Raw genomic sequence first — 25,243 nt, forward strand, 5'->3', positions numbered from 1 at the left:
ACCGGGCTTTTCATGTCTCAACACCAGGCGCGCAAGCGCTTTGGCCAGAACTTCCTGACGGACGAAAGTGTCGTCGAGTCCATCGTCCGGGCGGTTGCACCCGCCCGCGACGATGCCGTGGTCGAGATCGGCCCAGGGTTGTCTGCCTTGACCCGGCCGCTGCTAGAGCGTCTGGACCATCTGACCGCGGTTGAAATCGACCGCGATCTTGCGGCGCGCCTGCGCAAGCAGTTCGAAGCGTCGCGCCTGACGGTCGTGGAAGCCGATGCGCTGACGGTCGATTTTTCGCAGTTCGGCAGCGCGCTGCGTGTCGTGGGCAATCTGCCTTACAACATCTCCAGCCCGCTGCTGTTCCATCTGATGACGTGGGCCGACCATATCCGCGATCAGCATTTCATGCTGCAACGCGAAGTCATCGATCGCATGGTCGCGCAACCGGGCTCGGGCGATTTCAGCCGCCTGTCGGTGATGCTGCAATCGCGCTACCGCATGCACAAGCTGTTCGATGTGCCGCCCGAGGCGTTCGATCCGCCGCCCAAGGTGGTGTCGGCGATCGTGCGCATGGTGCCGCTGCCGGCCGACCGCCTGCAACCGGTCAGCGTGCGCGCCTTTGAAACCGTCGTGGCGCGGGCCTTCTCGCAGCGCCGCAAGATGCTGCGCCGGGTGCTGGCCGACTGGGCGCCGCAAGTGCCTTGGGAAGCGCTGGACATCGCGCCCACCGCGCGCGCCGAAGACATCTCGGTGGACCGCTACATCCGTTTGTCCGACGCGCTGGTCGAAGCGAAAATCCTTCAGTAGTCGAGTCGTGTACGGCGTGCGTTGCGATGGCGTGCATCGCAATCGCACGCGGTGCAATCGCACGAATCGCAATCGCGTGCATCGCGATGGCACGCGCTGTAGCGGCGTGCCTCAGTCAACACCCCTCACAACATGCGTTTCTGCGCGGCCATCCAAAGCTGCATGACGTCGCGCGCGCGTTCGGTCAGCAGCTTTTCGGCATCCGCCAGCGCCTGTTGCAACGTGATGGGTCCCGGAGCCAGGCTGAACGCGGCGCTGATGCCGCCCGCGTGCAGGGCTTCGTAGCCTTCGCCGAGCGAGCCGGCCAACGCCACCACCGGCACGCCGGCTTGCTGTGCGATCCGGGCCACGCCTGCCGGCGTCTTGCCGCGCAGGGTCTGCGCGTCCATGCGGCCTTCGCCGGTGAAGACCAGCGTGGCGCCTTCGATCGCTTCGGCCAGGCCGCCCAGTTCCGCCACGATCTCAACACCCGGCCGAAAGTGCGCCTGCAAGAAGGCCTTGGCCGCAAAGCCCAGGCCGCCAGCCGCGCCCGCGCCGGGGGCGTTGCGATGGTCCGCGCCCAGATGCCGCGCGCACACGTCGGCAAAATTCGACAGCATCTGATCCAGCGTGGCCACCTGTTCCGGCGTAGCGCCTTTTTGCGGGCCGAACACCTGCGAGGCGCCATGCGGGCCGCATAGTGGATTGTCGACGTCGGAAGCAATGTCGATGTGGATTTTGGCCAGGCGCGGATCCAGCCCGTGCGTGTCGATGCTGGCCAGCTTGCCCAGCGCGCCGCCTCCCGGCGGCAGACTCTTGCCATCGGCATCCAGCAAGCGCACGCCCAGCGCCGTCAGCATGCCGGCGCCCGCGTCGTTCGTGGCCGAGCCGCCCAGGCCCAGGATGATGCGCGTGGCCCCCGCGTTCAGCGCCGCCAGCATCAGTTCGCCCACGCCGTGGCTGCTGGCGCGCATGGGGTCGCGCTTGGAAGGCGAGACCAATTCCAGCCCGGCCGCCGCCGCCATTTCGATCACGGCCGTGCCATCTTGCAGCAGGCCCCAGACGGCGTCGACCTTATAGCCCATCGCGTCGTTCACGGTGAGCTGCCGTTCCTTGCCGCCCGTTGCGGCCAGGACGGCTTGCACCGTGCCTTCGCCGCCGTCGGCCATGGGCACGCAGATTGTGTGGGCGCCAGGACAGGCGGCTTTGACGCCGCGCGCGATGGCCGCCGCCGCGTCGGGCGCGGACACGCTTTCCTTGAAGGAGTCGGGAGCAATGACGATTTTCACGGGTTCGGATGGGCTCGGTGTCGGTCGGATTATTGGCCATGATACCCGTGCAGACGCAGGCGGCGTACCATAGCGCTTTCGTTGTTTTTGCGAGAGTGGACCGTCATGCCTGTATTGCGCCGCACCAAAATTGTCGCCACCCTGGGCCCCTCGACTTCGTCGCCCGAACGCATTGAAGCGTTGATCCGCGCCGGCCTTGACGTGGCCCGTTTGAACTTCTCGCATGGCAGCGCGGACGACCACCGCGCCCGCGCCCAACTGGTGCGCGACATCGCCGCCAAGCAAGGCCGTTTCGTGGCCATCATGGGCGACCTTCAAGGCCCGAAGATCCGTATCGCGCGCTTCACCGACAAGCTCGTGCAGTTGCAGGTGGGCCAACCCTTCACGCTGTCGCGCGTGCATCCCAAGGATGCCGGCACGGCCAGCATCGTGGGCATCGACTATCCCGAACTGGTCACCGATTGCCGCGTGGGCGACGAGTTGTTGCTGGACGACGGCCGCGTGGTGCTGGTGGTTGACCGCGTCGAAGGCGACGAAGTCCACACCACTGTGACCGTCGGCGGCCCGCTGTCGAACAACAAGGGCATCAACCGCCGTGGCGGCGGCCTGTCCGCGCCCAGCCTGACCGACAAGGACCGTGTCGACATCAAGCTGGCCGCCGAAATGGAATTGGATTTTGTTGCGGTGTCGTTCCCGCGCTATGGCAGCGACATCGACGAAGCCCGCGCCTTGCTGGCTGCTGCCGGCAGCCAGGCATGGATCATCGCAAAGATCGAACGCGCCGAAGCGGTCGCCGATGACGAAGCGCTGGACTCGCTGATCCGCGCCAGCGACGGCGTGATGGTCGCGCGCGGCGACCTGGGCGTGGAAGTGGGCGATGCCGAACTGGTCGGCATCCAGAAGCGCATCATCCAGCACGCGCGCACGCTGAACAAGGTGGTCATCACCGCCACGCAGATGATGGAGTCCATGATCTCCAGCCCCATGCCCACGCGCGCCGAAGTGTCGGACGTGGCGAACGCAGTGCTGGACTACACCGACGCCGTCATGCTGTCGGCCGAAAGCGCATCGGGCCAATACCCCGTTGAAACGGTGCAGGCCATGGCGCGTGTCTGCCTGGGCGCGGAAAAGCACCCGACCTCGACCGTGTCGCATCACCGCATGGGCGAGACCTTCACGCGTTGCGATGAGACCATCGCGCTGGCCGCCATGTACGCGGCCAACCACTTTCCGGGTGTGAAAGCCATCATCGCGCTGACCGAAAGCGGCCACACGCCGCTGATCATGTCGCGCATCCGCTCGGGCGTGCCGATCTACTGCTACAGCCCGCACAGCGTGACGCAGAACCGCGTGACGATGTTCCGGGGTGTCTACACGATTCCGTTCGCGCCGTCGGATTACGAACCGGCCGACCTGAGCGACGCCGCCATCGACGAACTGCGCAAGCGCAATCTGGTCAAGACGGGCGACTGGGTCATCCTGACCAAGGGCGACTTCTACCGCGACAGCGGCGGCACCAATGGCATGAAGATCTTGATGGTCGATTGAGGCCGCATCGAGGTCCGCGTCAGGCGAGGCACGCGCCCCGCCTGGCGTTGATGCGTACCGGCCTCGCGCCTGGCGCGAAAGCGAAAGCGTTTCAGCCGAAGAACCAGTAGCAAACGCCGATGGCCGCCATGACGCCGGCCGCATCGGCGATCAACGCGCAGCCCACGGCGTGGCGAGCCCGCAGTATCCCCACCGATCCGAAGTAGACCGCCAACACATAGAAGGTGGTTTCGGTGCTGCCCTGCATCACGGCGGCCAGCAGGGCGGGAAAGCTGTCCACGCCGAAGTGGGTCATGGTTTCCAGCATCATTGCGCGCGCCGCGCTGCCCGAAAACGGCTTGACCAAGGCGGTCGGCAAGGCATCGACAAAGCGCGTGTCCCAGCCGGCTTGCAGCGCCAGCCAACGGATGCCGTCCAGCAGGAAGTCCAGCGCGCCCGAGGCTCGCAGCACGCCCACCGCGCAGAGCATGGCCACCAGATAGGGCAACAGGCTCTTGGCGATGTCGAAACCTTCCTTGGCCCCTTCGATGAACGTTTCGTAGACCGGCACTTTCTTCCAGGCGCCCACGACCAGGAAAGCCAAGAGGATGCCGAACAACGCCAGGTTGCCCATCAGCGAAGACAGCGCGGCGATGGCCGTGGCCGACATGCTGGCCAGCAGCGCCATGAAACCGCCCATGAGCAGCGCCGCGCCGCCCAGCCACAACATGACGACCGGGTCGGTCAGCCGCAGCCGCTGGCACGCGGCCACGGCCAGAAAGCCCGCCAGTGTCGACGCGCTGGTCGCCAGCAGGATGGGCAGGAACACCAGGGTGGGATCGGCCGCGCCCTGTTGCGCGCGGAACATGAACAGCGTGACGGGCAAGAGCGTCAGCGACGACGCGTTCAATACCAGGAAGAGGATCTGCGCGTTGCTGGCGGTTTCGGGGGTGGGGTTCAGCGATTGCAGTTCGCGCATGGCGCGCAGGCCGATGGGCGTGGCGGCGTTGTCCAGGCCCAGGCCGTTGGCGGCGAAGTTCAGCGTGATCAGGCCGATGGCCGGATGATTGCGCGGCACGCCGGGCATCAGCCGCGCGAACAGCGGCCCCAACAGGCGCGCCAGCTTTTCCACCAGCCCGGCCGCCTCGGCGATGCGCAAGAAACCCAGCCACAAGGTCAGCGTGCCGAACAGCAGCACCATGACTTCCACGGACACGCGCGCCATGTCGAACAGGCTGGCCACCATCAGCCGAAAGACGTCGGGGTCTCCGATGGCCAGCCAGCGGTACAGCGCGGCGGCGGCGGCGGTCAGGAAGAAGCCCAGCCAGAGTTTATTCAGCATGCGTAACGATGCCCGGACAGCGGTTGATTGCGCACCAGCGCGGGGAGGCTCATTGTCGCAGAGTCAGCCCTTGCCAGCTTGGCCGCGCCACGCCAATTCTGGTACTTTGGTCCGAACCGCCCTAGGGCCATAACAGTGAGGGACACTCATGGATTTCAATGCCTGGCGCCGTCGCCGCATCTCGGAACCCGCGTACCGCTGGGCGCGCAACGCCTTGCCCCCCATGTCCGCCACCGAGCGCGAGGCCATCGAGGCCGGAGACACCTGGTGGGACGCGGACCTGTTCACCGGCAACCCCAACTGGCGCAAGCTGCTGGACGTGCCCGCCGCCACCTTGACGCCGCAAGAGCAGGCATTCATCGACGGCCCCGTGGCGCAACTGTGCGCCATGCTGGACGAATGGGACATCACCTGGAACCGGCGCGACCTGCCGCCGCAAGTGTGGGACTTCCTGAAAGCGCAGCGCTTTTTCGGCATGATCATTCCGCGCCGCTACGGCGGCCTGGGCTTTTCCCCTTACGCGCATTCCGAAGTGGTGCGCCGCATATCGGCCTATTCCATCACGGCGGGCGTCACCGTCATGGTGCCCAACTCACTCGGGCCGGGCGAACTCCTCATGCAGTTTGGCACGCCCGCGCAGCGCGATTACTGGCTGCCACGGCTGGCCGACGGCCGCGAAGTGCCTTGCTTCGGCCTGACCAGCCCCGAAGCCGGCTCGGACGCCGCATCCATGGTGGACACGGGCGTCGTGTGCCGCCAGGTGGTCGACGGCCGCGAGCTCATCGGCATCCGGCTGAACTGGCACAAGCGCTACATCACGCTGGGGCCGGTAGCCACGGTGCTGGGGCTGGCGTTCAAGATGTCGGACCCCGACGGCATCCTGGGCGGCCCCAAAGACATCGGCATCTCGGTGGCGCTGGTGCCCACCGAGGCGCCGGGCGTTGAGATCGGCAGGCGGCATCTGCCGGCCATGCAGGTGTTTCAGAATGGTCCGAACAAAGGGCACGACGTGTTCGTGCCGCTGGACGCACTGATCGGCGGCGAGGCGCGCGCGGGCCAGGGCTGGAAGATGCTGATGAGCGCGCTGGCCGCGGGGCGCGGCATTTCGCTGCCGTCGCTGTCGGCCGCGGCTGCCGTCATGTGCGCGCATACCACCGGCATGTACGCCCGCGTGCGCGAACAGTTCGGCATTCCCATCGGCAAGTTCGAAGGCGTGCAGGAGCAGCTGGCCCAGCTGGCCGGCAACGCCTATCTGGTCGAGGCGGCGCGCCGCCTGACCTGCGCCGCGCTGAACCAGGACGTCAAGCCGGCCGTCGTGTCCGGCATCATGAAATACCACGCCACCGAACGCATGCGCGAATCCGTCAATGCCGCGATGGACGTGCACGCCGGCCGCGCGGTCATCGACGGGCCCAGCAACTACCTGGGCGCGCTGTATCGCGCGGTGCCCATCGCCATCACGGTCGAGGGCGCCAACATCCTGACGCGCAACCTGATCATCTTTGGGCAGGGCGCCATCCGCGCGCATCCCTACCTGATGCCGGAAATGCTGGCGCTGGCCAATCCTGACGAAGAACGCGGCATCGAGGTCTTTCACGACGTGTTCTGGCGCCACTTGCGGCATGCGGGCAAGAACACGCTGCGCGCGATTGGCCGAGCGTGGTCGGGCGCGTTGTTGGCGCCGTCACCCGTGTCCGGGCCGACGGCGGGGCATTATCGGCGGCTGGGGCGCTACGCCTCGGGATTCGCGCTGTTGGCCGATGCCACGCTGGCGCAGCTGGGCGGCGGGCTGAAGCGGCGCGAGCTGATCTCGGCGCGCCTGGGCGATGTGTTGTCGCAGCTGTACCTGCTGTCGGCCGTTCTCAAGCGCTGGGAAGACGAAGGCCGCAAGCACGACGACCTGCCGCTGGTGGATTGGTGCATGGAGCAAGGCTACGCCAGCATCGAAAAAAGCCTGGACGAGGTGCTGCGCAATTTGCCTGGCCGCGTGCTGGCGTGGGGCTTGCGCGCCGCCATCCTGCCGTTGCGGCTGGCGCGTGGGCCGAACGACGCGTTGACGCGCGCCTGCGCCGAGCTGCTGTTGAAGCCATCTCCCACGCATGCCCGGCTTGCGGCCGACCTGCATCGGGAACCCGCTGCCAGCGCATCAGCCGGCGTGCTGCTGGGGGGCGGCCGCGCGGGCGGCGACCCGCTGGCCGACCTGACCCGCGCCTTTGCGCTGGTCGAGGCGGTACAGCCCATCCGCGACCGCCTGCGCCAATCGAACGTAAAGAATTGGCGCGAGGCGCATCAGCTGGGCGCCATCACCGACGCGCAGGCCGCGCAACTGGAAGCGGCCGACGCGATGGTGTCCAAGGTCTTGCAGGTGGATGATTTTGCGCCCGAGGAACTGTCGCCGCAGGCGGCAAGCAATAGGGCGCAGACCCCGTCAGATCCGACGCCAGCGCCGACGTCAGCATCGACGCCAGCTCCGACGCCGGACGCGACGACTTAATCGTCCGAGTTCGGGTCCATGCCCGGAAACAGGATTTCAGTGAAGCCGAACTTCGAGAAATCCTGGATCCGCGACGGATACAGGCGGCCGATCAAGTGGTCGCATTCGTGCTGCACCACGCGAGCGTGAAAGCCTTCGGCTTCGCGCTCGATCGGCTTGCCATACGGATCGAACCCGCTGTATCGGATGTGGCGATAACGTGGCACCTGGCCGCGCAGGCCGGGCACCGACAGGCAACCTTCCCAGCCGTCTTCCATCTCGTCCGACAGCGGCGTGATGACCGGGTTGCAAAGGATGGTCTGCGGCACGGCGGGCGCGTCGGGGTAGCGCTCGTTGCGGTCAAAGCCGAAGATCACCAGTTGCAGGTCCACGCCGATCTGCGGCGCCGCCAGGCCCACGCCCTGCGCGGCTGCCATGGTTTCAAACATGTCAGCGATCAGGGCGTGCAACTCGGGCGTGTCGAACTGCTCCACGGGCGGGGCCACGCGCAGCAGGCGCGGGTCGCCCATTTTCAGGATGGGATGGATCATGGCGGCGAGACTCAGTCCTGGCGGCCTTTCTTCTGGATGAATTCGATCTTGTAGCCGTCAGGATCTTCCACGAAGGCGATCACGGTCTTGCCGTGCTTCATCGGGCCGGCTTCGCGGGTGACCTTGCCGCCGCGTTCCTTGACCTTGTCACAGGCTTCGTAGGCGTTGTCCACTTCCAAAGCGATGTGGCCGTAACCGTTGCCCAGGTCGTACTTGTCGGTGTCCCAGTTGTGGGTCAGCTCGATGACCGCGCCTTCGGACTCGTCTTGATAGCCCACGAAGGCCAGCGTGAACTTGCCGTCGGGATAGTCGTTGCGGCGCAGGACGCGCATGCCAAGCACGTTGGTGTAGAAATCGATGGATTTGTCGAGGTTGCCGACTCGCAGCATGGTGTGGAGCATACGCATGGAGATCTTCCTTAGGCGATGAGGGGTTGAGGCAAAAACGGGGCCACGCCCGCGCTTTCGCGTGTAATGCCGAGGTCGCGCAGCGCGCCGCCCATGGCGGTGACTGCCTGCCGCATCTGGTCCGGGCCAAAGGCCCCGATGCAGCCGACCCGGAACGTGGGTTGTTCGGTGTTGGTGAAATTGCTGATCACGTAGCCGCGCGCCTTCAGGGCGTCCACGAACAATTGCAGATGCCAGGTCGGCGCATCCGGGGCATGCACGTTGACGACGATGGGGCCTTGCAGCTCGCGCGACAGATAGGGCGACAGGCCCAGCTCGCTCACGCCATCATAGAGCGCGCGCATGTTCGCGGTGTAACGCGCCAGCCGCCCTTCGCGGCCTTCCTGGCGATACAGGTCCAGCGCCACGGCCAGCGCGGCCAGCGTGGGCGCGGGCGGGGTGAAGCGCGGACCGGCATTGGGCGCCAGCGTGTGTTGATAGATATCGGCCAGGTCCAGCGACCAGCTGCCAGCGTTGCCGCGCGCGGCCTCCAGGCGGTCGCGGCGCGCCACGACGAACGCGGCGCCCGGCAGCCCTTCCAGGCATTTGTTGGCGGTCAGCACCACGGCGTCGATGGCGGGCAGCGCCGACACGTCCAGCGGCAGCGCGCCGAAGGCCGACACGGCGTCGACGATGACGCGCCGGCCCAGCGCGTGGGCGATGCGGGCCAGCTCCGGCACGTCGTGGCAGATGCCGCTGCCCGTCTCGCTGTAGACCAGCGCCACATGGGTCAGCGTGGGGTCTCGTTCCAGCGCGGCGGCCATGGCGGCCGGGTCCAGGCGTTCGGTAGCGCCCACGGCCAGCGGCACGGCGACGCGTCCCGCTTCGCCCGCCAGCTTCTGCAAGCGCGCCGCGTATGCGCCGGTGGACGGGGCCAGCAGGCGGCCGCCCGGCGGCACGAAGCTGCGGATGGCCGCTTCCACCGCGAAGTGTCCGCAGCCGGGCAACGCCAGCGCCACATGTTCGTCAGGCGACCCCTGCGCCACTTGCAGGACGCCATCGCAGACCTGGCGGTAGCCTTCCCGAAAATCGTTGTCCCACGGCGCATAGTCTTGCGCCATGGCGGCCTTCACCCTTGCGTCGGTCGTGACCGGGCCGGGAATCAGCAGCAACATTTCTTGTCTCCAGTGCGCCTCAGAATTGAGGCAGCGAAGCGGGGTCGTGGCGCCGCAGGATGTTCTTGGCGTCTTCGAAGTCGGGCAGGATCTGGCCGACCTCGCGCCAGAAGTCCTGACTGTGGTTCATCTCGCGCAGATGCGCAAGCTCGTGCGCAATGACGTAATCAATAATGCCGGGCGCGAAATGGATCAGGCGCCAGTTCAACATGATGTTGCCGTCGCTGGTGCAAGAGCCCCAGCGTGTGGCGGCGGATGACAGCCGCCAGCGACGGATCTTCAAGCCGCTGATCTGCAGGAAATGCGCCAGCCGCGCGCCCATCCATGCGCCTGCGCGCTGCTGCAACCAGGCTTGCGCGGCGTCGCGGATACGGCCTTGATCGGCCGTGGACGGCAGCGCCAGCATCAGGGTGTCGCCGTCCAGCGGCGCGTCGGCATCGCCGGACAAGCGAGACTGACGGCTGTCGCCACCCACGCCGATCAGGATGCGCTTGCCCAGGTAAGGCAGTTCGCCGCCTGCCTGCCAGCGCGTGTGCGCCATGGCCAACTGCTGTTTGCGGGCGTGCCATTCGCGCAACTTGGTGACGATCCAACGCGCCTTCTCGCGCACCGCGTCGTCGATTTGCGTCAGCGTGACCCAGCTAGGCGCGGTGACCCGAAGGCCATCATCGGTGATGACGAACCCGATGCTGCGGCGGCGCGAACGCAGCAGCACGAAGCCGATGGCTTGCTCGTCGGTCTGCACCTCGCGCCAGCGCGCGCCGGGCGGCAGCGGGTCGGGGCAGGGCGTGGGCACGCGCGATGCGGCATTGGGGGACAGCGTCAGCAGCGGTTCGCCCTTGCCGGCATCGCCCTTGGGCGCATTGGGAAAAAGGTTCGAGGGCGTGACGGGCTGGGGGTGAGGCTGAGACGGCACGCCAGCGCCAGAGGGCGAGGCTTGCGCGCCGGGGGCAGCCGTGTTGCTGCGCGGCACGGCCGGTTCAGGCGCGGCCGGCTTAGGCACGGCCGGCTGATTAGGCGCGGCCGGCTTGGGCGCTGTCGGCTGAGGCGTGGCGATCAGCGGCGACGCGCCGTGGGGCGCGTCGTGTTCTTGCGTGTCGAACAGGAGTTCGAGCTGATCAGTGCTGGGCATACCTTTCAGGATTGAGACGCCGCATTTCCCCTTCGATCCATTCCTGAACCTTCTGATTCAGTTCGTCGGGGGAGAGTCCCTTGGATTCTATCGCGGGACCGATCGACAGGGTGACCAGGCCGGGATATTTGACGAAAGCGTTGCGCCGCCAGCACTCGCCGGCGTTGTGCGCTACGGGAATCACAACGGCGCCAGTGCGCGAGGCCAACAGCGCCCCGCCCATCTTGAAGCGCGCGGTCTTGCCGGGCGGCACGCGCGTGCCCTCGGGAAACAGCAGCGGCCAGCGGCCTTCGTCCATGCGGGTCTGGCCTTGCTTGACCACCTGATCGAAGGCGTCGCGGCCTTTCGAGCGGTCAATGGCGATCATGCGCAACAGCGCCAGTCCCCAACCGAAGAACGGCACCATGTGCAGTTCTTTCTTGTAGACGAAGCAGACTTCGCGCGGCATGTAGGCCGGGAAGAACAGGGTTTCCCAGGCGGATTGGTGCTTGGACAGGATCACGGCCGGGCCGTCGGGCAGGTTTTCCCAGCCCTTGACCTGCCAGCGGATCCCGCAGAACACCTTGGCGCCCCAGACCGCCAGACGCGGCCAGCCCACCGTCAGGCGATAGCGCCAGTGCAGCGGCAGCGGCGCCCACAGGATGCAGGCAAACGCGTAGGGGATGACCGTGATGGCCAGGAACAGGAAATACAGCAGCGAACGTAGCCGGGCCATTGAATCAATTGTCCTGAAGCAGAATATCGACCACGGCCGACAGGTCTTCACACACGCGGGTGTTGTCGGGCAGGCCGCCCTTGGCCAGCGTCTTCTGGCCATTGCCCGTCTGCACGAGCCAGGGCGAGCAACCCACGGAGGCGGACGCTTGCAGGTCGCGCAACGAATCGCCGACGGCCGGCACGCCGGCCAGGCTGATGTCGTAGCGGTGCCCGATCTGTTCGAACAGGCCCGGGCGCGGCTTGCGGCAGGTGCAGTTGTCGTCCGGCCCGTGCGGGCACAGGAACACCGCATCGATCGCGCCGCCCACGGCGGCCAGCTCGCGCCGCATCTTGGTGTGGATCGCAGTCAGCGTGTCCATGTCGAACAGGCCGCGCGCCAGGCCGGACTGGTTGCTGGCCACCACCACTTTCCAATCGGCCTGCGTCAGCCGAGCAATGGCTTGCAGGCTGCCGGGCAGGGCGATCCATTCGTCGGGATTCTTGACGAACGCATCGCTGTCCTGATTGATGACGCCGTCGCGGTCGAGGATGATGAGTTTCACTGTGCCAGCCTGGAAATGTCGGCCACCTGGTTCATCAGGCCATGCAGCTGGCTCAACAACGCCAGCCGGTTGGCGCGCACGGCCGGGTCTTCGGCCATGACCATGACGTCCGCAAAGAACGCGTCCACGGGCTCGCGCGCCTGCGCCAGCGTGGACAGGCTGCCGGCGAAATCGCCCGCGGCCAGTTGGGCTTCGGCCTGCGGCCGCAGCGCGGCGACCGTGGCGGCCAGCGCGCGTTCGGCCGGTTCGACCAGCGCCGCGTCGTTGACCGCGCCGATCTCGCCTTCGGCCTTCTTCAGCAGGTTGCCGATGCGCTTGTTGGCGGCAGCCAGGCTGGCGGCTTCGGGCAGTTGCGCGAAGGCGGCGGCGGCGCGCACGCGTTCGGCCACCTGATGCAGCGGCGGGGTCAGCGCGATCACGGCTTCCACCGCGTTGCGGTCGAAATCGTTGATGAGCTGGTTGCGGTAGCGCTCATAAATGAACGTGCGGACCTCGGCCAGCGTATCGGCCGGGATCTTGCCGGCCGGGAAGGTGCCCGCGGCCAAGGTCAGCAGGCCGTCCAGCGACAGCGGGCCGTCCTGGCTGACCTTCAACCAGCCACCGGCCGCCAGTTGTTCGAACGCGCTGATCAGGCCCAGCGCCGCGCGGCGCAGGCCGAAGGGATCGCGTTCGCCCGTGGGCGCCAGGCCGATGGCCCAGATGCCCACCAGCGTTTCCACGCGCTCGGCGATGAACAGCGTGGCGGCGGTCAGCGTGTCTTGCGTGACGGGCGCGTCATAGCGGTTGCGGTACTGCGTGCGCAGCGCCTCGACCACGCTGGCCGCTTCGCCGTCGCCGGCCGCGTAGTACGCGCCCATGATGCCTTGCAGCTCGGGGAATTCGCCCACCATGTTCGAACCCAGGTCGGCCTTGGCCAGCATGGCGGCGCGATCCGCGGCGGTGACGTCGCCGCCCAGCTGTTCAGCCACGCCGCGCGCGATGGCGCGCACGCGTTCGACGCGTTCAAGCTGGGTGCCCAGCTTGTTGTGATAAACGATGGAGCCCAGCTGCTCGACGCGCGCGGCCAGCGGGGTCTTGCGGTCGGTTTCAAAGAAGAACTGGGCGTCGGCCAGGCGCGGGCGCACCACGCGCTGGTTGCCTTCGACGATGTTGACCGGGTTGTCCGTGTGCATGTTGCTCACGATCAGGAACCGGTGCGTCAGGCGGCCGGTGGCCGGGTCGAACAGCGGGAAATACTTCTGGTTCAGCCGCATGGTCAGAATCAGGCATTCCTGCGGCACTTGCAGGAACTGCTCTTCGAACTGGCCCACGTATACGGTGGGATGTTCGACCAGCGCCGTCACTTCATCCAGCAGCGCGGCTACTTCCGGGTCGTCGCCCAGCGTGGCCGACAGGCGGCCGGCGTGGTCCAGCAATTGGCGCTGGATGTCGTCGCGGCGGCCTTCGAAGGACGCCACGACGCGGCCCTTCTCGGCCAGCGTGGCGGCGTAGGAATCCGCGTCGGCGAACGACACCGGGCCTTCGCACATGAAGCGATGGCCCAGCGTGTCGCGGCCGGCCTGCATGCCCAGCGCCGAGACCGGCACCACGTCGGCCCCGAACAGGGCGACCAGGCCATGCGCCGGGCGCACGAACTTGACGGTCGTGACGCCGTCGGCCAATTGGTAACGCATCACCTTGGGGATCGGCAGGCCGTTCAAGGCGTTGTCGATGCCTTCCTGCAAGCCCGTGGCCAGCGAGGAACCGGCGGCGGTGCCGCGAGCGATCAGGTAGTCCTGCTTGCCGTCGGACTCACGGTCCAGCGTGGCCAGATCGATGTTTTCCAGGCCCTTGGCGGCCAGCTTCTTTTGCAGCGCCGGGGTGGCCTTGCCGTCTTCGGTCAGGCCGATCTTGGCGGGCATCAGCTTTTCGGCATAGGGCTGGTCGGGCGCCTGCGCCAGCACGGCGGACAGGTGCACGGCCAGGCGGCGCGGCGTGGAATACGCGGTCACGGCGCAGCCCTCGGCCAGCAGGCCGTGGCGTTCCAGCGTGGCGCGCACGCCTTCGGCAAAGGCCTGGCCCAGCTTTTGCAGGGCCTTGGGCGGGAGTTCTTCGGTCAGCAGTTCGACCAGCAGCGGGCGGATGTTCGTCGTCATTTATGCAGCCTCCCCGGCGGCCTGATTGCGGCGCAGCATGGGAAAGCCCAGTCGTTCGCGGGAATCGAAATAAGCCTGTGCGACGGCGCGCGACAGGTTGCGGATGCGGCCGATGTAGGCGGCGCGCTCGGTCACGCTGATCGCGCCGCGCGCATCCAGCATGTTGAAGGTGTGCGCGGCTTTCAGCGCGGCCTCGTAGGCCGGCAGCGCCAGCGGCACGTCCATCAGGCGCTTGGCCTCGGCTTCGTAGTCGTTGAAGTGCGCGAACAGCATGTCCGCCGACGAGTGCTCGAAGTTGTAGGTGGACTGTTCGACCTCGTTCTGGTGGAACACGTCGCGGTACAGCACGCGGTTGCCGTTGGCGCCTTCGGTCCAGACCAGGTCGTACACGCTTTGCACGTCCTGCAGGTACATGGCCAGGCGTTCCAGGCCGTAGGTGATTTCGCCCGTGGTCGGCGTGCAGTCCAGGCCGCCGACTTGCTGGAAGTACGTGAATTGCGTGACTTCCATGCCGTTCAGCCACACTTCCCAGCCCAGGCCCCAGGCGCCCAGCGTCGGGTTTTCCCAGTCGTCTTCGACAAAGCGGATGTCGTGTTGCGTCGGGTCGATGCCCAGCGCCTTGAGCGAACCGATGTACAGGTCCAGGATGTCAGGCGGCGCGGGCTTGAGCACGACCTGGTACTGGTAATAGTGCTGCAGGCGGTTGGGGTTTTCGCCATAGCGGCCATCCTTCGGGCGGCGCGAGGGCTGCACGTAGGCGGCGCGCCACGGCTCCGGGCCGATCGCGCGCAGGAACGTGGCCGTGTGCGAGGTGCCGGCGCCGACTTCCATGTCGTAGGGCTGCAGCAGGGCGCAACCCTGCTTGTCCCAGTATTCCTGGAGCGTAAGGATGATTTGCTGAAAGGTGAGCATAGGATTCTTGGAATTCGACCGCCGGGCAAGGCCTGCCGTGGGCGTGGGAAACCGGGCATTTTAACTGGCCCGGGGCTGTCCTGTTTGGCGAGCGCCGCCGTGCGGTTACATCTATGCCCGAACCGCATCCCCAGGCAGGGCGGGTGTGCCCCTGGCGGACGCTGCGGCGGGGTCCGGCTGCGCCTCGAAACCAATGGTCGTATGATTCCGGGTTACGTCCCAAGTCTTATATAAAACCCGGAACCCGATTCCGAGAAATCCCGGAAGGAGCAGTCCTATGTCAGACCTGATCACGGTGGAAGTCACCGACGGCATCCAGATCATCACGATCAACCGCCCCGAAGCCAAGAACGCCATCAACCTGGAAACCGCGCAGGCCATGGCCGCCGCGCTCGACCAGCTGGACAGCCGCGACGACGTGCGCATCGGCATCTTGACGGGCGGTGGCGGCACCTTCTCGTCGGGCATGGATCTGAAGGCCTTCGCCAAGTCGGGGCAGCGTCCCTACGTGGACGGCCGGGGTTTTGCTGGCCTGAACGAGCGTCCGCCCAAGAAGCCGCTGATCGCCGCCGTGGAAGGTTACGCGCTGGCCGGTGGCTGCGAAATGGCCTTGGCGTCTGACCTGATCGTGGCCGCCAACAACGCCAAGTTCGGCCTGCCGGAAGTCAAGCGCGGCCTGGTGGCCGGCGCGGGCGGCCTGCTGCGCCTGCCGCGCCGCTTGCCGTACCACATCGCCATGGAAGTGATCCTGACGGGTGAAATGCTGAGTGCAGAACGCGCTCATTCGTTCGGTCTGGTCAACCGCCTGACCGAACCGGGCGGCGCGCTGGCCGGCGCGCTGGAACTGGCGCGCGCCATCGTCGAGAACGGCCCGCTGGCCGTGCAGACCGCCAAGAGCATCGTGGCGCAGTCGGGCGACTGGGACCAGGAAGGCATGTTCGACCGCCAGCGCCCGCTGATCGCGCACATTTTCACGTCCGCCGACGCCAAGGAAGGCGCGACCGCTTTCGCGGAAAAGCGCAAGCCCGTATGGCAAGGCAAATAAAATAAGCTGTATCCCATCATGTGCGGCTGGCTCGGCCAGCCGTTTTTTCACGTTTTTTCCGACTTAGTCATTCGCCATGTCCGTCATCATTAAAGAAGAAGACTTCATCCAGTCGATTGCCGATGGCATTCAGTTCATCAGCTACTACCACCCCGTCGACTACATCCGTCACCTGGCGCGCGCCTACGAGCGCGAGGAAAGCCCCGCCGCGCGCGATGCGATGGCGCAGATCCTCACCAACTCGCGCATGTGCGCCGAAGGCAAGCGTCCGCTTTGCCAGGACACCGGCATCGTCAACGTCTTCCTGAAGATCGGCATGAGCGTGCGCTTCGACACCAAGCGCACCCTGCAGGAACTGTGCGATGAAGGCGTGCGCCGTGGCTACCTGAATCCGGATAATCCGCTGCGCGCCTCCGTGCTGGACGACCCGCTGTTCGCGCGCAAGAACACGCGCGACAACACGCCCTGTATCCTGCACGTCGAACTGGTCCAGGGCGACAAGGTCGACGTGCAAATCGCATCCAAGGGCGGCGGTTCGGAAAACAAATCCAAGTTCGCCATGCTCAACCCCAGCGATTCGCTGGTGGACTGGGTGCTCAAGACCGTCCCGACGATGGGCGCCGGCTGGTGCCCGCCGGGCATGCTCGGCATCGGCGTGGGCGGCACCGCTGAAAAAGCCATGCTGATGGCCAAGCAGTCGTTGATGGAAGACATCGACATGTACGAACTGCTGGCTCGCGGCCCGCAGAACAAGCTGGAAGAACTGCGCATCGAGCTGTACGAAAAGGTCAACGCGCTGGGTATCGGCGCGCAGGGCCTGGGCGGCCTGACGACCGTGCTGGACGTCAAGATCAGCACCTTCCCGACGCACGCGGCCTCCAAGCCCGTCGCCATGATCCCGAACTGCGCCGCTACGCGCCACGCTCACTTCGAACTGGACGGCACGGGCCCCGCGCGCCTGGATCCGCCGTCGCTGTCCGAGTGGCCGGAAGTGCACTGGGCGCCGGACTACAACAAGTCCAAGCAGGTCGACCTGAACACGCTGACCAAGGAAGAAGTGGCCAGCTGGAAGCCGGGCCAGACGCTGCTGCTGTCGGGCAAGATGCTGACCGGCCGCGACGCCGCGCACAAGCGCATCCAGGACATGCTGGCCAAGGGCGAACCGCTGCCCGTGGACTTCACCAACCGCGTGATCTATTACGTGGGCCCGGTGGATCCGGTGGGTGACGAAGTGGTCGGCCCCGCCGGCCCCACCACCGCCACGCGCATGGACAAGTTCACCGACATGATGCTTGAGAAGACGGGCCTGATCTCGATGATCGGCAAGTCCGAACGCGGCCCCGTCGCCATCGAAGCCATCAAGAAGCACGGCTCGGCCTACCTGATGGCCGTGGGCGGCGCGGCTTACCTCGTGTCCAAGGCCATTCGTGGCGCCAAGGTGCTGGGCTTTGCCGACCTGGGCATGGAAGCCATCTACGAATTCGACGTGAAGGATATGCCGGTGACCGTGGCGGTGGACGCCAAGGGCACCTCGGTCCACACGACCGGTCCGAAGGAATGGCAAGCCAAGATCGGCAAGATCCCCGTCGCCGTCGCCTAAGCCTCGTTGACGACAGAACGGCCGCTGATAGTCAGCGGCCGTTTTTTTTGAAGGCAGGCGATCGCACCCTAACGCGGCCGCTTGAACGCCTCGATTGCTTCCGGTGACTTGCCCAGCACCTCGCGCAGCACTTGCTCGGTGTGTTCCCCCAGCAGCGGCGGCGCGCGCCGGTACACCACCGGCGAATCCGAAAACCGCAGCGGACTGGCCGTGACCGGCGCGGTGACGCCCAAGGGGTGCGGGATCTCGCGGCGCAACTGCCGCGCCTGCGACTGCGGATGCGCGAAGGATTGCGCGATGTCGTTGATGGGACCGCAGGGCACGCCCACCGCTTCCAGCTTGTCGATCCAGTCGTCGCGGCGGCCTTGCAGCATGATCGTCGTCAGCAACTCGATCAGTACTTCGCGGTTCGTGACACGCAGCCGGTTGGTCGCAAAACGTGGATCGTCGCCCAGCTCGGGCGCGCCGATCGCGCGGCAATAGGCGCGGTACTGCGATTCGTTGCCCGTGGCCACGATCAGATGGCCGTCGCTGGCGGCGAAGACCTGGTAGGGCACCACGTTCTGATGCGCATTGCCCGCTCGCGACGGCGCCACGCCCGAGTTGAAGTAATTGGAATTCTGGTTCGCCAGCAGCGCCACGTGGCTGTCCAGCAGGGCGATGTCCAGATGCTGTCCCAAGCCGCTGCGGTGGCGCTCTTGCAGCGCCGCCAGGATCGCCACGGTGGCGTACATGCCCGTCACGATGTCCGTGACTGCCACGCCCGCCTTCTGCGGACCGCCGCCTGGCAGGTCGTCGCGTTCGCCGGTAATGCTCATCAGCCCGCCCATGCCCTGGATCATGAAGTCGTAGCCGGGGCGCTGCGCGTAGGGGCCGTCCTGCCCGAAGCCCGTGACCGAGCAGTAGATCAGGCGCGGGTTGATCGCTTTGAGGCTGTCGTAGTCCAGCCCGTACTTGGCCAGCCCACCCACCTTGAAATTCTCGACCAGGATGTCGCTGACCGCCGCCAGCTCGCGGATCAGCGCGGCTCCCTCGGGCGTGGCCATGTCGGCTTCCACCGAGCGCTTGTTGCGGTTGGCGCTGAGGTAGTAGGCGGATTCGCTGGTGTCCTGCCCGTCGCCATCCTTCAGGTACGGCGGGCCCCAGGCGCGCGTGTCGTCGCCCACCAGCGGGCGTTCGATCTTGATGACGTCGGCGCCCAGGTCGGCCAGGTTTTGCGTGCACCACGGGCCGGCCAGGATGCGCGACAGGTCCAGCACGCGTATGCCGTCAAGCGCAGGCGGCCGCGTCATGATTGCACCGTCGCGGTGCCGTGGCTCATGACCACCACGTCGCGCTCGCGCGAGCGCGCCAGGAACTGGATCTGCCCCTGCGGCCCGCGCCAGATGTCGCATTGCAGCGTTTCGCCGGGATACACCGGCGCGGAAAATCGCGTGTTCAGGCTGGTCAGGCGCGAGGCGTCGTAGTCGCAGCAGCTTTTCACGATGGCATGCGCGGCGACGCCGTACGAGCACAGCCCATGCAGGATGGGTTTGGGGTAGCCGGCCTTACGCGCGACCTCGGGGTCGACGTGCAGCGGGTTGGGATCTGCGTTCAAGCGATATAGCAGCGCGGCGTTGGGCGCGACGGCCAATTCGCAGCGCAGGTCCGGCTCGCGCGTGGGCGTGGGGGGTAAGGGATCGGGGCTGGCGTCGCCCTGTCCAAAGCCGCCATCGCCCCGGCAGAACGTGCTTTGCTGCAAGGTGGCCAGGCACGCGCCGTCCTCGCCGTGCAGCGTGCGTTCCGTGACGACAATGGCGCCTTTGTCCGCGCCCTTGTCGATCACGTGCGTGTTGCGGCTGCGGCTGCTGATCTGCCCTGCGGGCGGCAACGGCGCGTGCACGGTGAGCCGTTGCTCGCCATGCACCACCTTGACCCAATCGATGCTGGAGCGCGGGTCCCGCACCCAGAAGCCGGGATAGGCCAGCACCACGCCCATCGTGGGAAACGCCTGCAAGCCCTCTTCGTACACGTAGCGCAGTTGGCGCGTGTCTTCGGGGTCCTGGCCCAGGCCGATGCCCAGCGCGTACAGCATGGTGTCTTTCTGGTCGTAACGCTGACGGACCTCGTCAAAGCGCCAGTCTTTCACGGTGGTGTAATCCAGCGGCATGGCGGTCTCAGATAGGGTCCCAGTCGATCACGTCGGGCGAGCGCTCCAACGCGTAGAAGTGCTTGCGCATGGCGGGCACGGCAATGTCGGCGATGCGTTCGGGCGTCCAGCCTTCGCTGTGATGCACCGTGCGCAGCGGGCGCGGCTGGCTGATCAGCATGATCTCGTTGGCGCGCACCGCGAAGATCTGTGCGGTGATTTCGCTGGCCGCATCGCTGGCCAGGTACACCGCCATCGGCGCAACCTTGCCTGCCTCCATCTTCTTCAACTTTTCCACGCGCGCTTTTTCTTCGTCGGTCTCGGCCGGAATCGAGCTGGTCATGCGGCTCCAGGCAAAGGGCGCGATGCAGTTCGAGCGCACGTTGTAGCGCGCCATGTCCAGCGCGATGGACTTGGACAGTGCGACGATGCCCAGTTTTGCGGCGGCGTAGTTGGCCTGTCCGAAGTTGCCGATCAGGCCCGACGTCGACGTCATGTGTACGAAGGCGCCCGATTCCTGTTCGCGGAAATACGGCGCGGCCGCGCGGCTCATGAAGAACGAGCCGTTCAGATGCACGTCGATCACCTGACGCCATTCCTCTTCGCTCATCTTGTGGAAAACGCGGTCGCGCAGATTGCCGGCGTTGTTGATGACGGCGTCGATACGGCCGTAGGCGTCGATGGCGGTCTGCACGACACGGCTGGCGCTGTCGTAGGCGGCCACGCTGTCGGTGTTGGCCACCGCTTGTCCGCCCGCTGCCGTGATTTCTTTCACGACGGCCTGCGCCGGGCCTTCTGCCCCGCCTTCGCCCGTCAGCGACACGCCGATGTCGTTCACCACTACCTTCGCGCCAGCCTCGGCCATCGCCAGCGCAATGCTGCGCCCGATGCCGCCGCCCGCGCCGGTGACAACCACTACCTTTCCGGAAACGATGCCGCTCATTGAATTCACTCCTTTGCTGCGGCGCACGCGCCGCCGATGGAAAACAGTTCCGTATCAACCGGTCTGGTTCATGGGAATAGCCCATGGTAGATTCGTGGCGGCATTCGAAGAATTCAAAATTAGAAATGCCCCCCTTCTGCGTGGTGGAACATGAGACATGATCTGACGGACCTGCGTTTGTTCTTGAACGTGGGCGAAACCCTCAACCTGACCCGGGCCGCGGAACGCACGTTCCTGTCCTTGCCGGCGGCAAGCGCCCGGGTCAAGCACATGGAAGAAGCCTTCAAGGCGCGCCTGCTGGTGCGCCTGGCTACGGGCGTGGCGCTGACGCCGGCGGGCGAAGTGCTGCTCAAGCACGCCAACGCCGTGTTCCGCCAACTGGAATGCCTGAACGCCGATCTGCAACCCTACGCCAGCGGCCTGAAAGGGCGCTTGCGTTTGCTGGCCAACACCACCGCCACCAATTCGTTCCTGGCCGATGCGCTGTCCACCTTCCTGGCGGAAAACCCTGACGTGGACGTCGAGCTTGAAGAGAAAATTTCTGGCGACATTGTCATCGCCATCCGCGCGGGCGCGGGCGACCTGGGGCTGGTGGCCGGCAACATCGACGTCGAAGGGCTGGACGTCACGCCTTTGTTCCGCGACGAGCTTACCGTGGTGACGGCGCTGGACCATCCTCTGGCGGCGTCGAAGTCCGCGCACTTCGTGGACCTGGTCGACGCCTACCAATTCGTGGGCATCCACCCCGACAGCGCCATCCAGACCTTTCTGGAAGACATCGCCAGCGGTCTGGGCAAGCGCCTGTGCCAGCGCGTGCACGTGGGCAGCTTCGAAGCGGTGTGCCGCATGGTCGAGGCGGGCGCGGGCATCGCCGTCGTGCCGCGCGCCTGCGCCGCGCGCTACAGCCGCCCCAATGCGCTGCACGTGCTGAAACTGGAAGACTCCTGGGCCTTGCGCGACCGGCTGCTATGCCGCCAACGTGGCCGAGACCTGCCCAGCTTTGCCGAATGCTTTATCGAACACGTGCAACGCGCGGCGCGCGGACAGTGAACGTCAGACACCGGGCGGCCTGGCCGACCCTCTGCGCAGCTCCAACGCTCCACCCGCAAGCGCATAGAACAAGCGTGGAAGTCCCCCTTGTCCTCGTCCCTTTGGCGGTCGGCCAGATGCGGTAGCCGCTCGCCGCGCCAAAAATTGTGTCCGCTCACCGAACATTCAGCGCACGCGAAAGAGGGGCTTTTGAAAATGTGTAGCGGCGAATCGCGGCGCTCGGAAAATAATAAAAAAGCGTGAACAGAACACGCTGAGAAAAAATGCGGCGGGCGGAGGTTGCATTGGCCTGATCGCGAATAACACCGAGACTCAGGAGACTGCAGTGATAGATCCTCAACGCCGCCGCGTCATCGCGGGGCTGGGCGCCGCATGCGCCTCGGCCGTGCTGCCCACGTTGTTCCCGACCTTGGCCCGCGCCGCGACGTGGCCCGGCCATGCCGTGACATTCATCGTGCCGTTTCCGGCCGGCGGCCCCGTGGACACCACCGCCCGCTTCACCACGCAGCCGCTGGGCCAGATGTGGTCGGTGCCCACCGTCGTGGACAACAAGTCGGGCGCGGGCGGCATCGTCGGCGCGCAGTTCGCGGCCAAGGCCGAGCCCGACGGCTACAACTTCTTTTTCGCTTCCATCCACCACGCGGTGCTGCCCAGCCTGCGCAACAACCTGACCTACGACATCACCACCGATTTCGTGCCGGTCGGCATGGCGGCCGTGTTCCCCATCGTGCTGGTGGTCAACGCCGCGCTGCCCGTGAATACCGTCAGTGAATTGATCGCCTACGCCAAGAAGAACCCGGGCAAGCTGTCGTTCGGCTCGTCCGGCACGGGCGGCGGCACGCATCTGGCCGGCGAACTGTTCAACGCCATGGCCGGGGTCCGCATCCAGCACGTGCCGTATCGCGGCAGCGCGCCGGCCATGCAGGACCTGCTGGGCGGACAGGTGCAGGTGATGTTCGCCGACGGCCCGTCCGCCGTGCCGCATCTGAAGGGCGGCAAGGTGCGCGCGCTGGGCGTGGGCAACCCCACGCGCTCGAGCATGCTGCCCGACGTGCCCACCATTGCCGAGTCGGGCCTGCCCGGCTACGAGGCCTATTCCTGGAGCGGCGTGATGGCGCCCAAGGGCACGCCGCCCGACATCGTCAAACGCATGAACGCCGACATGGTGAAGGTGCTGTCGGACCCGGCCACCGCCAAGGCATTGATCGCGGCGGGCGCCGAACCCAAGCCCGGCACGCCCGAGCAGTTTGGTACGTTCGTGCGCGATGAGATCGTCAAATGGCGCGACCTGATCAAGACGGCGAACATCAAGCTGGAGTGACGGGTGATGGAATAGGTCAGACCAGATCGAGCTGAGTCGAATAACGCGGGCCACGGAATTCGGATTGTGGTCCCGCCGACGCAGGACTACGTCTTGCGCCATCCGCATGAAAGCACCAGGCAGGGATCGGGCATGGGCTTGCCGCAGCGATGGGCGGCCAGCTCGGACTTCGCGCCCGCCATCGTTTCATCACAACCTAGCCTGCCGCCGCCACCATCGCCGCCCGCGCGCTTCGATACTCCGCTTCCAACTGATCCACCAGCGTCCCGATCGACAATACCTCCTGCGCCGCGCCTACGCCTTGTCCGGCGCTCCAGACATCTTTCCAGGCCTTGGGCCGCGAATGCTTGTCCATGTTCGCGGGGGGCGCATCGCCGCTGCGCGACAACGCGACGGGGTCCAGCCCCGCCGCCTGGATGCTGGCAGACAGGTAGTTGGCGGGTACGCCGGAGAAGTACGGCGTGTAGGTCACGTCCGCAGCTTGTGCTTGCAGCACCATTTCGCGATAGGCGTCTCCGGCCAGCGATTCCTGCGTGGCGATGAAGCGCGTGCCCATGTAGGCGAAGTCGCAGCCCAGGACCTGCGCGGCCAGCACGTCCTTGCCATGGCTGATGCAGCCCGACAACGCCAGCGGGCCATCGTAGAAGGCGCGGATTTCGTTGATGAGCGCGATCGGATTGATCTGGCCGGCGTGTCCCCCCGCGCCCGCCGCCACCAGGATCAGTCCATCCACGCCGGCCTCCAGCGCGCGCTTGGCGTGACGCACATTGGTGACGTCGTGATAGACCTGCCCACCATAGGGGTGGACGGCCTGCACCACGGCTTCGGGTGCGTGCAATGAGGTGATGATGAGCGGCACGCGACGCTCGGCGCAGATGGCCAGGTCGCCCTGCCAGCGCGGGTTGCTGGGGTGGATGATGAGGTTCACGCCGTAGGGCGCGACTTTGGCGGCAGGGTTGGCGCGGCGCGCGGCGGCCAGGCCGTCTTCGATGCGCGTGATCCAGTCCTGCAACTGTTCCTGCGGACGGGCGTTCAGCGACGGAAAGGTGCCGATGATCCCCGCCGCGCACTGCGCCACGACCAGCTCGGGCCCGGAGACGAGGAACATGGGGGCGCCGATGATCGGCAGGCGGGTCTGGGCGCGTAGCGCAAGCGGAGGATGCATCAGAGGGCTCCGGTTAGGGTCAATTGGCCTGGATGTTGGCGCTTTGGATGACGTCCGACCACAAGGCGTATTCGCGGTCGATGCGCGATTGCAGCGCCTTGGCGTCACCCGCGTTGATGGTGTAGCCGCCTTCGGTCATGGCCTGGCGGAAAGCCGGGTCTTTGGACACGTCTTGCAGCGCGCGGGTCAGGCGCGTCGATACCGCATCGGGCAGCTTCTTGGGCCCGACCAGTGCGTACCACCCCACGACTTCGTAGTCCTTCATGCCGGCCTCGATCATGGTGGGCACGTCCGGCAGTTCGGGGTTGCGGGTCTTGGACGTGACGGCCAGCGCGCGCGCCTTGCCGCTCTTGATGAAAGGAATCGCGGTGCTGGTGATGTCGAACATGAACGTCACCTTGCCGCTGATCACATCCATCATGGCGGGCGAGTTGCCGCGATACGGCACGTGCAGCATGGAAGCGTCGGCTTGCTTTTTCAGCAGCTCGGCCGACAGGTGGTTGGACGCGCCGATGCCGGCCGATCCGAACGACACGGCGTCGGGGTGCGAGCGCGCATAGCTGACCAGTTCGCTCACGTTCTTGGCGGGAATCTGCGGGCCGATCAGCAGCACGTTGGCGTAATCGACGACCAGCCCGATCAGCGAGAAGTCGCGGCGCGGATCGAACAGCGTGCTGCGCTGGACCAGCGGCGACATGGTCAGCGTGGGGCTGGCGGCAAAGCCCAGCATGTAGCCATCGGGCGTGGCCTTGGCGGTGGCGTCCGAGGCGATCATGCCGCTGGCGCCCGCGCGGTTCTCGACCACGACGGTCTGGCCCAGCTTGTCGCCCAGGTACTTGGCGAAGACGCGCGCCGTGGTGTCGACGGGGCCGCCCGGCGCATAACCTACCAACAGGCGGATGGGGCGGTCGGGGTAGCCTTCCGCGTGGGCCGAGGCCGCCATGGAAAGCGCCACCGTGGCGGTGGCCGTGGCAATGAGGGTCTTGAGTTTCACGCTGTTGTCTCCTTGTGGTTAAGGGGCTGGTCGTGGAGC

The 25,243-nt window shown here is 66.3% G+C and carries 22 protein-coding genes; 7 read left to right on the forward strand and 15 right to left on the reverse strand.

The genetic code is table 11. The annotated features are described in order from the left end of the window. Positions 1-12: 12 nt before the first annotated feature. Entirely contained in the window at positions 13-798 is a 786-nt protein-coding gene (rsmA, locus tag API01S_RS07165; protein ID WP_006217545.1) for a 16S rRNA (adenine(1518)-N(6)/adenine(1519)-N(6))-dimethyltransferase RsmA, read from the forward strand. Positions 799-923: 125 nt separating this feature from the next. Here the strand turns inward: rsmA and API01S_RS07170 are convergent, their stop codons facing one another. Beyond that, positions 924-2,066 carry a glycerate kinase gene (locus tag API01S_RS07170; protein ID WP_006217546.1) on the reverse strand — a complete coding sequence of 381 codons (1,143 nt, stop codon included), beginning with the start codon at positions 2,064-2,066 and terminating at the stop codon, positions 924-926. Positions 2,067-2,171: 105 nt separating this feature from the next. Here API01S_RS07170 and pyk point away from each other — a divergent pair, with 105 nt between their 5' ends. Continuing rightward, complete coding sequence (gene pyk / locus API01S_RS07175) at positions 2,172-3,614, forward strand: pyruvate kinase (RefSeq protein WP_006217547.1); 1,443 nt, start codon at positions 2,172-2,174, stop codon at positions 3,612-3,614. Positions 3,615-3,705: 91 nt separating this feature from the next. On the opposite strand, the gene API01S_RS07180 is transcribed toward pyk, so the two are convergent. Then, positions 3,706-4,935, reverse strand: coding sequence for a nucleoside recognition domain-containing protein (locus tag API01S_RS07180; RefSeq protein WP_050728080.1), 1,230 nt, complete (start codon positions 4,933-4,935; stop codon positions 3,706-3,708). A gap of 148 nt (positions 4,936-5,083) precedes the next feature. Here API01S_RS07180 and API01S_RS07185 point away from each other — a divergent pair, with 148 nt between their 5' ends. Beyond that, positions 5,084-7,429 carry an acyl-CoA dehydrogenase gene (locus API01S_RS07185; RefSeq protein WP_061303987.1) on the forward strand — a complete coding sequence of 782 codons (2,346 nt, stop codon included), beginning with the start codon at positions 5,084-5,086 and terminating at the stop codon, positions 7,427-7,429. Here the strand turns inward: API01S_RS07185 and def are convergent. Genes def through glyQ form a run of 8 tightly spaced genes read right to left on the reverse strand, consistent with a single transcriptional unit; the run spans position 7,426 to position 14,958 of the window. Then, on the reverse strand, positions 7,426-7,959 hold the full coding sequence (def, locus tag API01S_RS07190) for a peptide deformylase (protein ID WP_050728078.1): 534 nt from the start codon (positions 7,957-7,959) through the stop codon (positions 7,426-7,428). The two genes, API01S_RS07185 and def, sit on opposite strands and share 4 nt — an antisense overlap. Before the next feature lie 11 nt (positions 7,960-7,970). Next, a complete protein-coding gene (gloA, locus tag API01S_RS07195; protein ID WP_006217551.1) occupies positions 7,971-8,366 on the reverse strand; it encodes a lactoylglutathione lyase in 396 nt (131 codons plus the stop codon). 11 nt (positions 8,367-8,377) lie between these two features. Next, positions 8,378-9,520, reverse strand: a complete 1,143-nt coding sequence (locus tag API01S_RS07200) for a 2-aminoethylphosphonate--pyruvate transaminase (protein ID WP_006217552.1) — start codon at positions 9,518-9,520, stop codon at positions 8,378-8,380. A 19-nt stretch (positions 9,521-9,539) separates the two neighbouring features. After that, positions 9,540-10,652 carry a M48 family metallopeptidase gene (locus API01S_RS07205; RefSeq protein ID WP_156487088.1) on the reverse strand — a complete coding sequence of 371 codons (1,113 nt, stop codon included), beginning with the start codon at positions 10,650-10,652 and terminating at the stop codon, positions 9,540-9,542. Then, entirely contained in the window at positions 10,639-11,367 is a 729-nt protein-coding gene (locus API01S_RS07210) for a lysophospholipid acyltransferase family protein (RefSeq protein WP_006217554.1), read from the reverse strand. Before API01S_RS07210 ends, API01S_RS07205 begins: the two co-directional genes overlap by 14 nt. A gap of 4 nt (positions 11,368-11,371) precedes the next feature. Then, on the reverse strand, positions 11,372-11,911 hold the full coding sequence (gene gmhB, locus API01S_RS07215; protein ID WP_006217555.1) for a D-glycero-beta-D-manno-heptose 1,7-bisphosphate 7-phosphatase: 540 nt from the start codon (positions 11,909-11,911) through the stop codon (positions 11,372-11,374). After that, a complete protein-coding gene (gene glyS / locus API01S_RS07220) occupies positions 11,908-14,046 on the reverse strand; it encodes a glycine--tRNA ligase subunit beta (RefSeq protein ID WP_061303989.1) in 2,139 nt (712 codons plus the stop codon). The genes gmhB and glyS overlap by 4 nt, the downstream gene beginning before the upstream one ends. Further along, entirely contained in the window at positions 14,047-14,958 is a 912-nt protein-coding gene (gene glyQ, locus API01S_RS07225; RefSeq protein WP_006217557.1) for a glycine--tRNA ligase subunit alpha, read from the reverse strand. A gap of 277 nt (positions 14,959-15,235) precedes the next feature. On the opposite strand from glyQ, the gene API01S_RS07230 reads away from it, so the two are divergent. Together API01S_RS07230 and API01S_RS07235 are read left to right on the forward strand one after the other, a co-directional pair. Further along, the gene (locus API01S_RS07230; RefSeq protein WP_061303991.1) at positions 15,236-16,003 is read left to right on the forward strand and encodes a crotonase/enoyl-CoA hydratase family protein; all 768 of its coding nucleotides are present in this window, start codon (positions 15,236-15,238) and stop codon (positions 16,001-16,003) included. Positions 16,004-16,079: 76 nt separating this feature from the next. Beyond that, a complete protein-coding gene (locus API01S_RS07235; protein ID WP_006217560.1) occupies positions 16,080-17,603 on the forward strand; it encodes a fumarate hydratase in 1,524 nt (507 codons plus the stop codon). A gap of 68 nt (positions 17,604-17,671) precedes the next feature. Here the strand turns inward: API01S_RS07235 and API01S_RS07240 are convergent, their stop codons facing one another. The 3 genes from API01S_RS07240 to API01S_RS07250 are packed head-to-tail and all read right to left on the reverse strand — an operon-like array spanning position 17,672 to position 20,674. Further along, positions 17,672-18,895 carry a CaiB/BaiF CoA transferase family protein gene (locus API01S_RS07240; RefSeq protein WP_061303993.1) on the reverse strand — a complete coding sequence of 408 codons (1,224 nt, stop codon included), beginning with the start codon at positions 18,893-18,895 and terminating at the stop codon, positions 17,672-17,674. Continuing rightward, positions 18,892-19,752, reverse strand: coding sequence for a MaoC/PaaZ C-terminal domain-containing protein (locus API01S_RS07245; protein ID WP_006217562.1), 861 nt, complete (start codon positions 19,750-19,752; stop codon positions 18,892-18,894). The genes API01S_RS07240 and API01S_RS07245 overlap by 4 nt, the downstream gene beginning before the upstream one ends. Positions 19,753-19,759: 7 nt before the next feature. Beyond that, complete coding sequence (locus API01S_RS07250) at positions 19,760-20,674, reverse strand: SDR family NAD(P)-dependent oxidoreductase (protein WP_006217563.1); 915 nt, start codon at positions 20,672-20,674, stop codon at positions 19,760-19,762. 150 nt (positions 20,675-20,824) lie between these two features. Between API01S_RS07250 and API01S_RS07255 the strand changes: the two genes are divergently transcribed. Together API01S_RS07255 and API01S_RS07260 are read left to right on the forward strand one after the other, a co-directional pair. After that, positions 20,825-21,724, forward strand: coding sequence for a LysR substrate-binding domain-containing protein (locus API01S_RS07255; protein WP_006217564.1), 900 nt, complete (start codon positions 20,825-20,827; stop codon positions 21,722-21,724). Positions 21,725-22,049: 325 nt separating this feature from the next. After that, on the forward strand, positions 22,050-23,045 hold the full coding sequence (locus API01S_RS07260; protein ID WP_061303995.1) for a Bug family tripartite tricarboxylate transporter substrate binding protein: 996 nt from the start codon (positions 22,050-22,052) through the stop codon (positions 23,043-23,045). A 196-nt stretch (positions 23,046-23,241) separates the two neighbouring features. On the opposite strand, the gene API01S_RS07265 is transcribed toward API01S_RS07260, so the two are convergent. After that, the gene (locus API01S_RS07265; protein WP_006217566.1) at positions 23,242-24,210 is read right to left on the reverse strand and encodes an NAD(P)H-dependent flavin oxidoreductase; all 969 of its coding nucleotides are present in this window, start codon (positions 24,208-24,210) and stop codon (positions 23,242-23,244) included. A 19-nt stretch (positions 24,211-24,229) separates the two neighbouring features. Continuing rightward, complete coding sequence (locus API01S_RS07270; protein WP_061303997.1) at positions 24,230-25,204, reverse strand: Bug family tripartite tricarboxylate transporter substrate binding protein; 975 nt, start codon at positions 25,202-25,204, stop codon at positions 24,230-24,232. Between the last annotated feature and the right edge of the window lie 39 nt (positions 25,205-25,243).

The sequence above is a fragment of the Achromobacter piechaudii NBRC 102461 genome, from assembly GCF_001571245.1.
GTDB classification, from domain to species: Bacteria; Pseudomonadota; Gammaproteobacteria; order Burkholderiales; family Burkholderiaceae_B; genus Achromobacter; species Achromobacter piechaudii.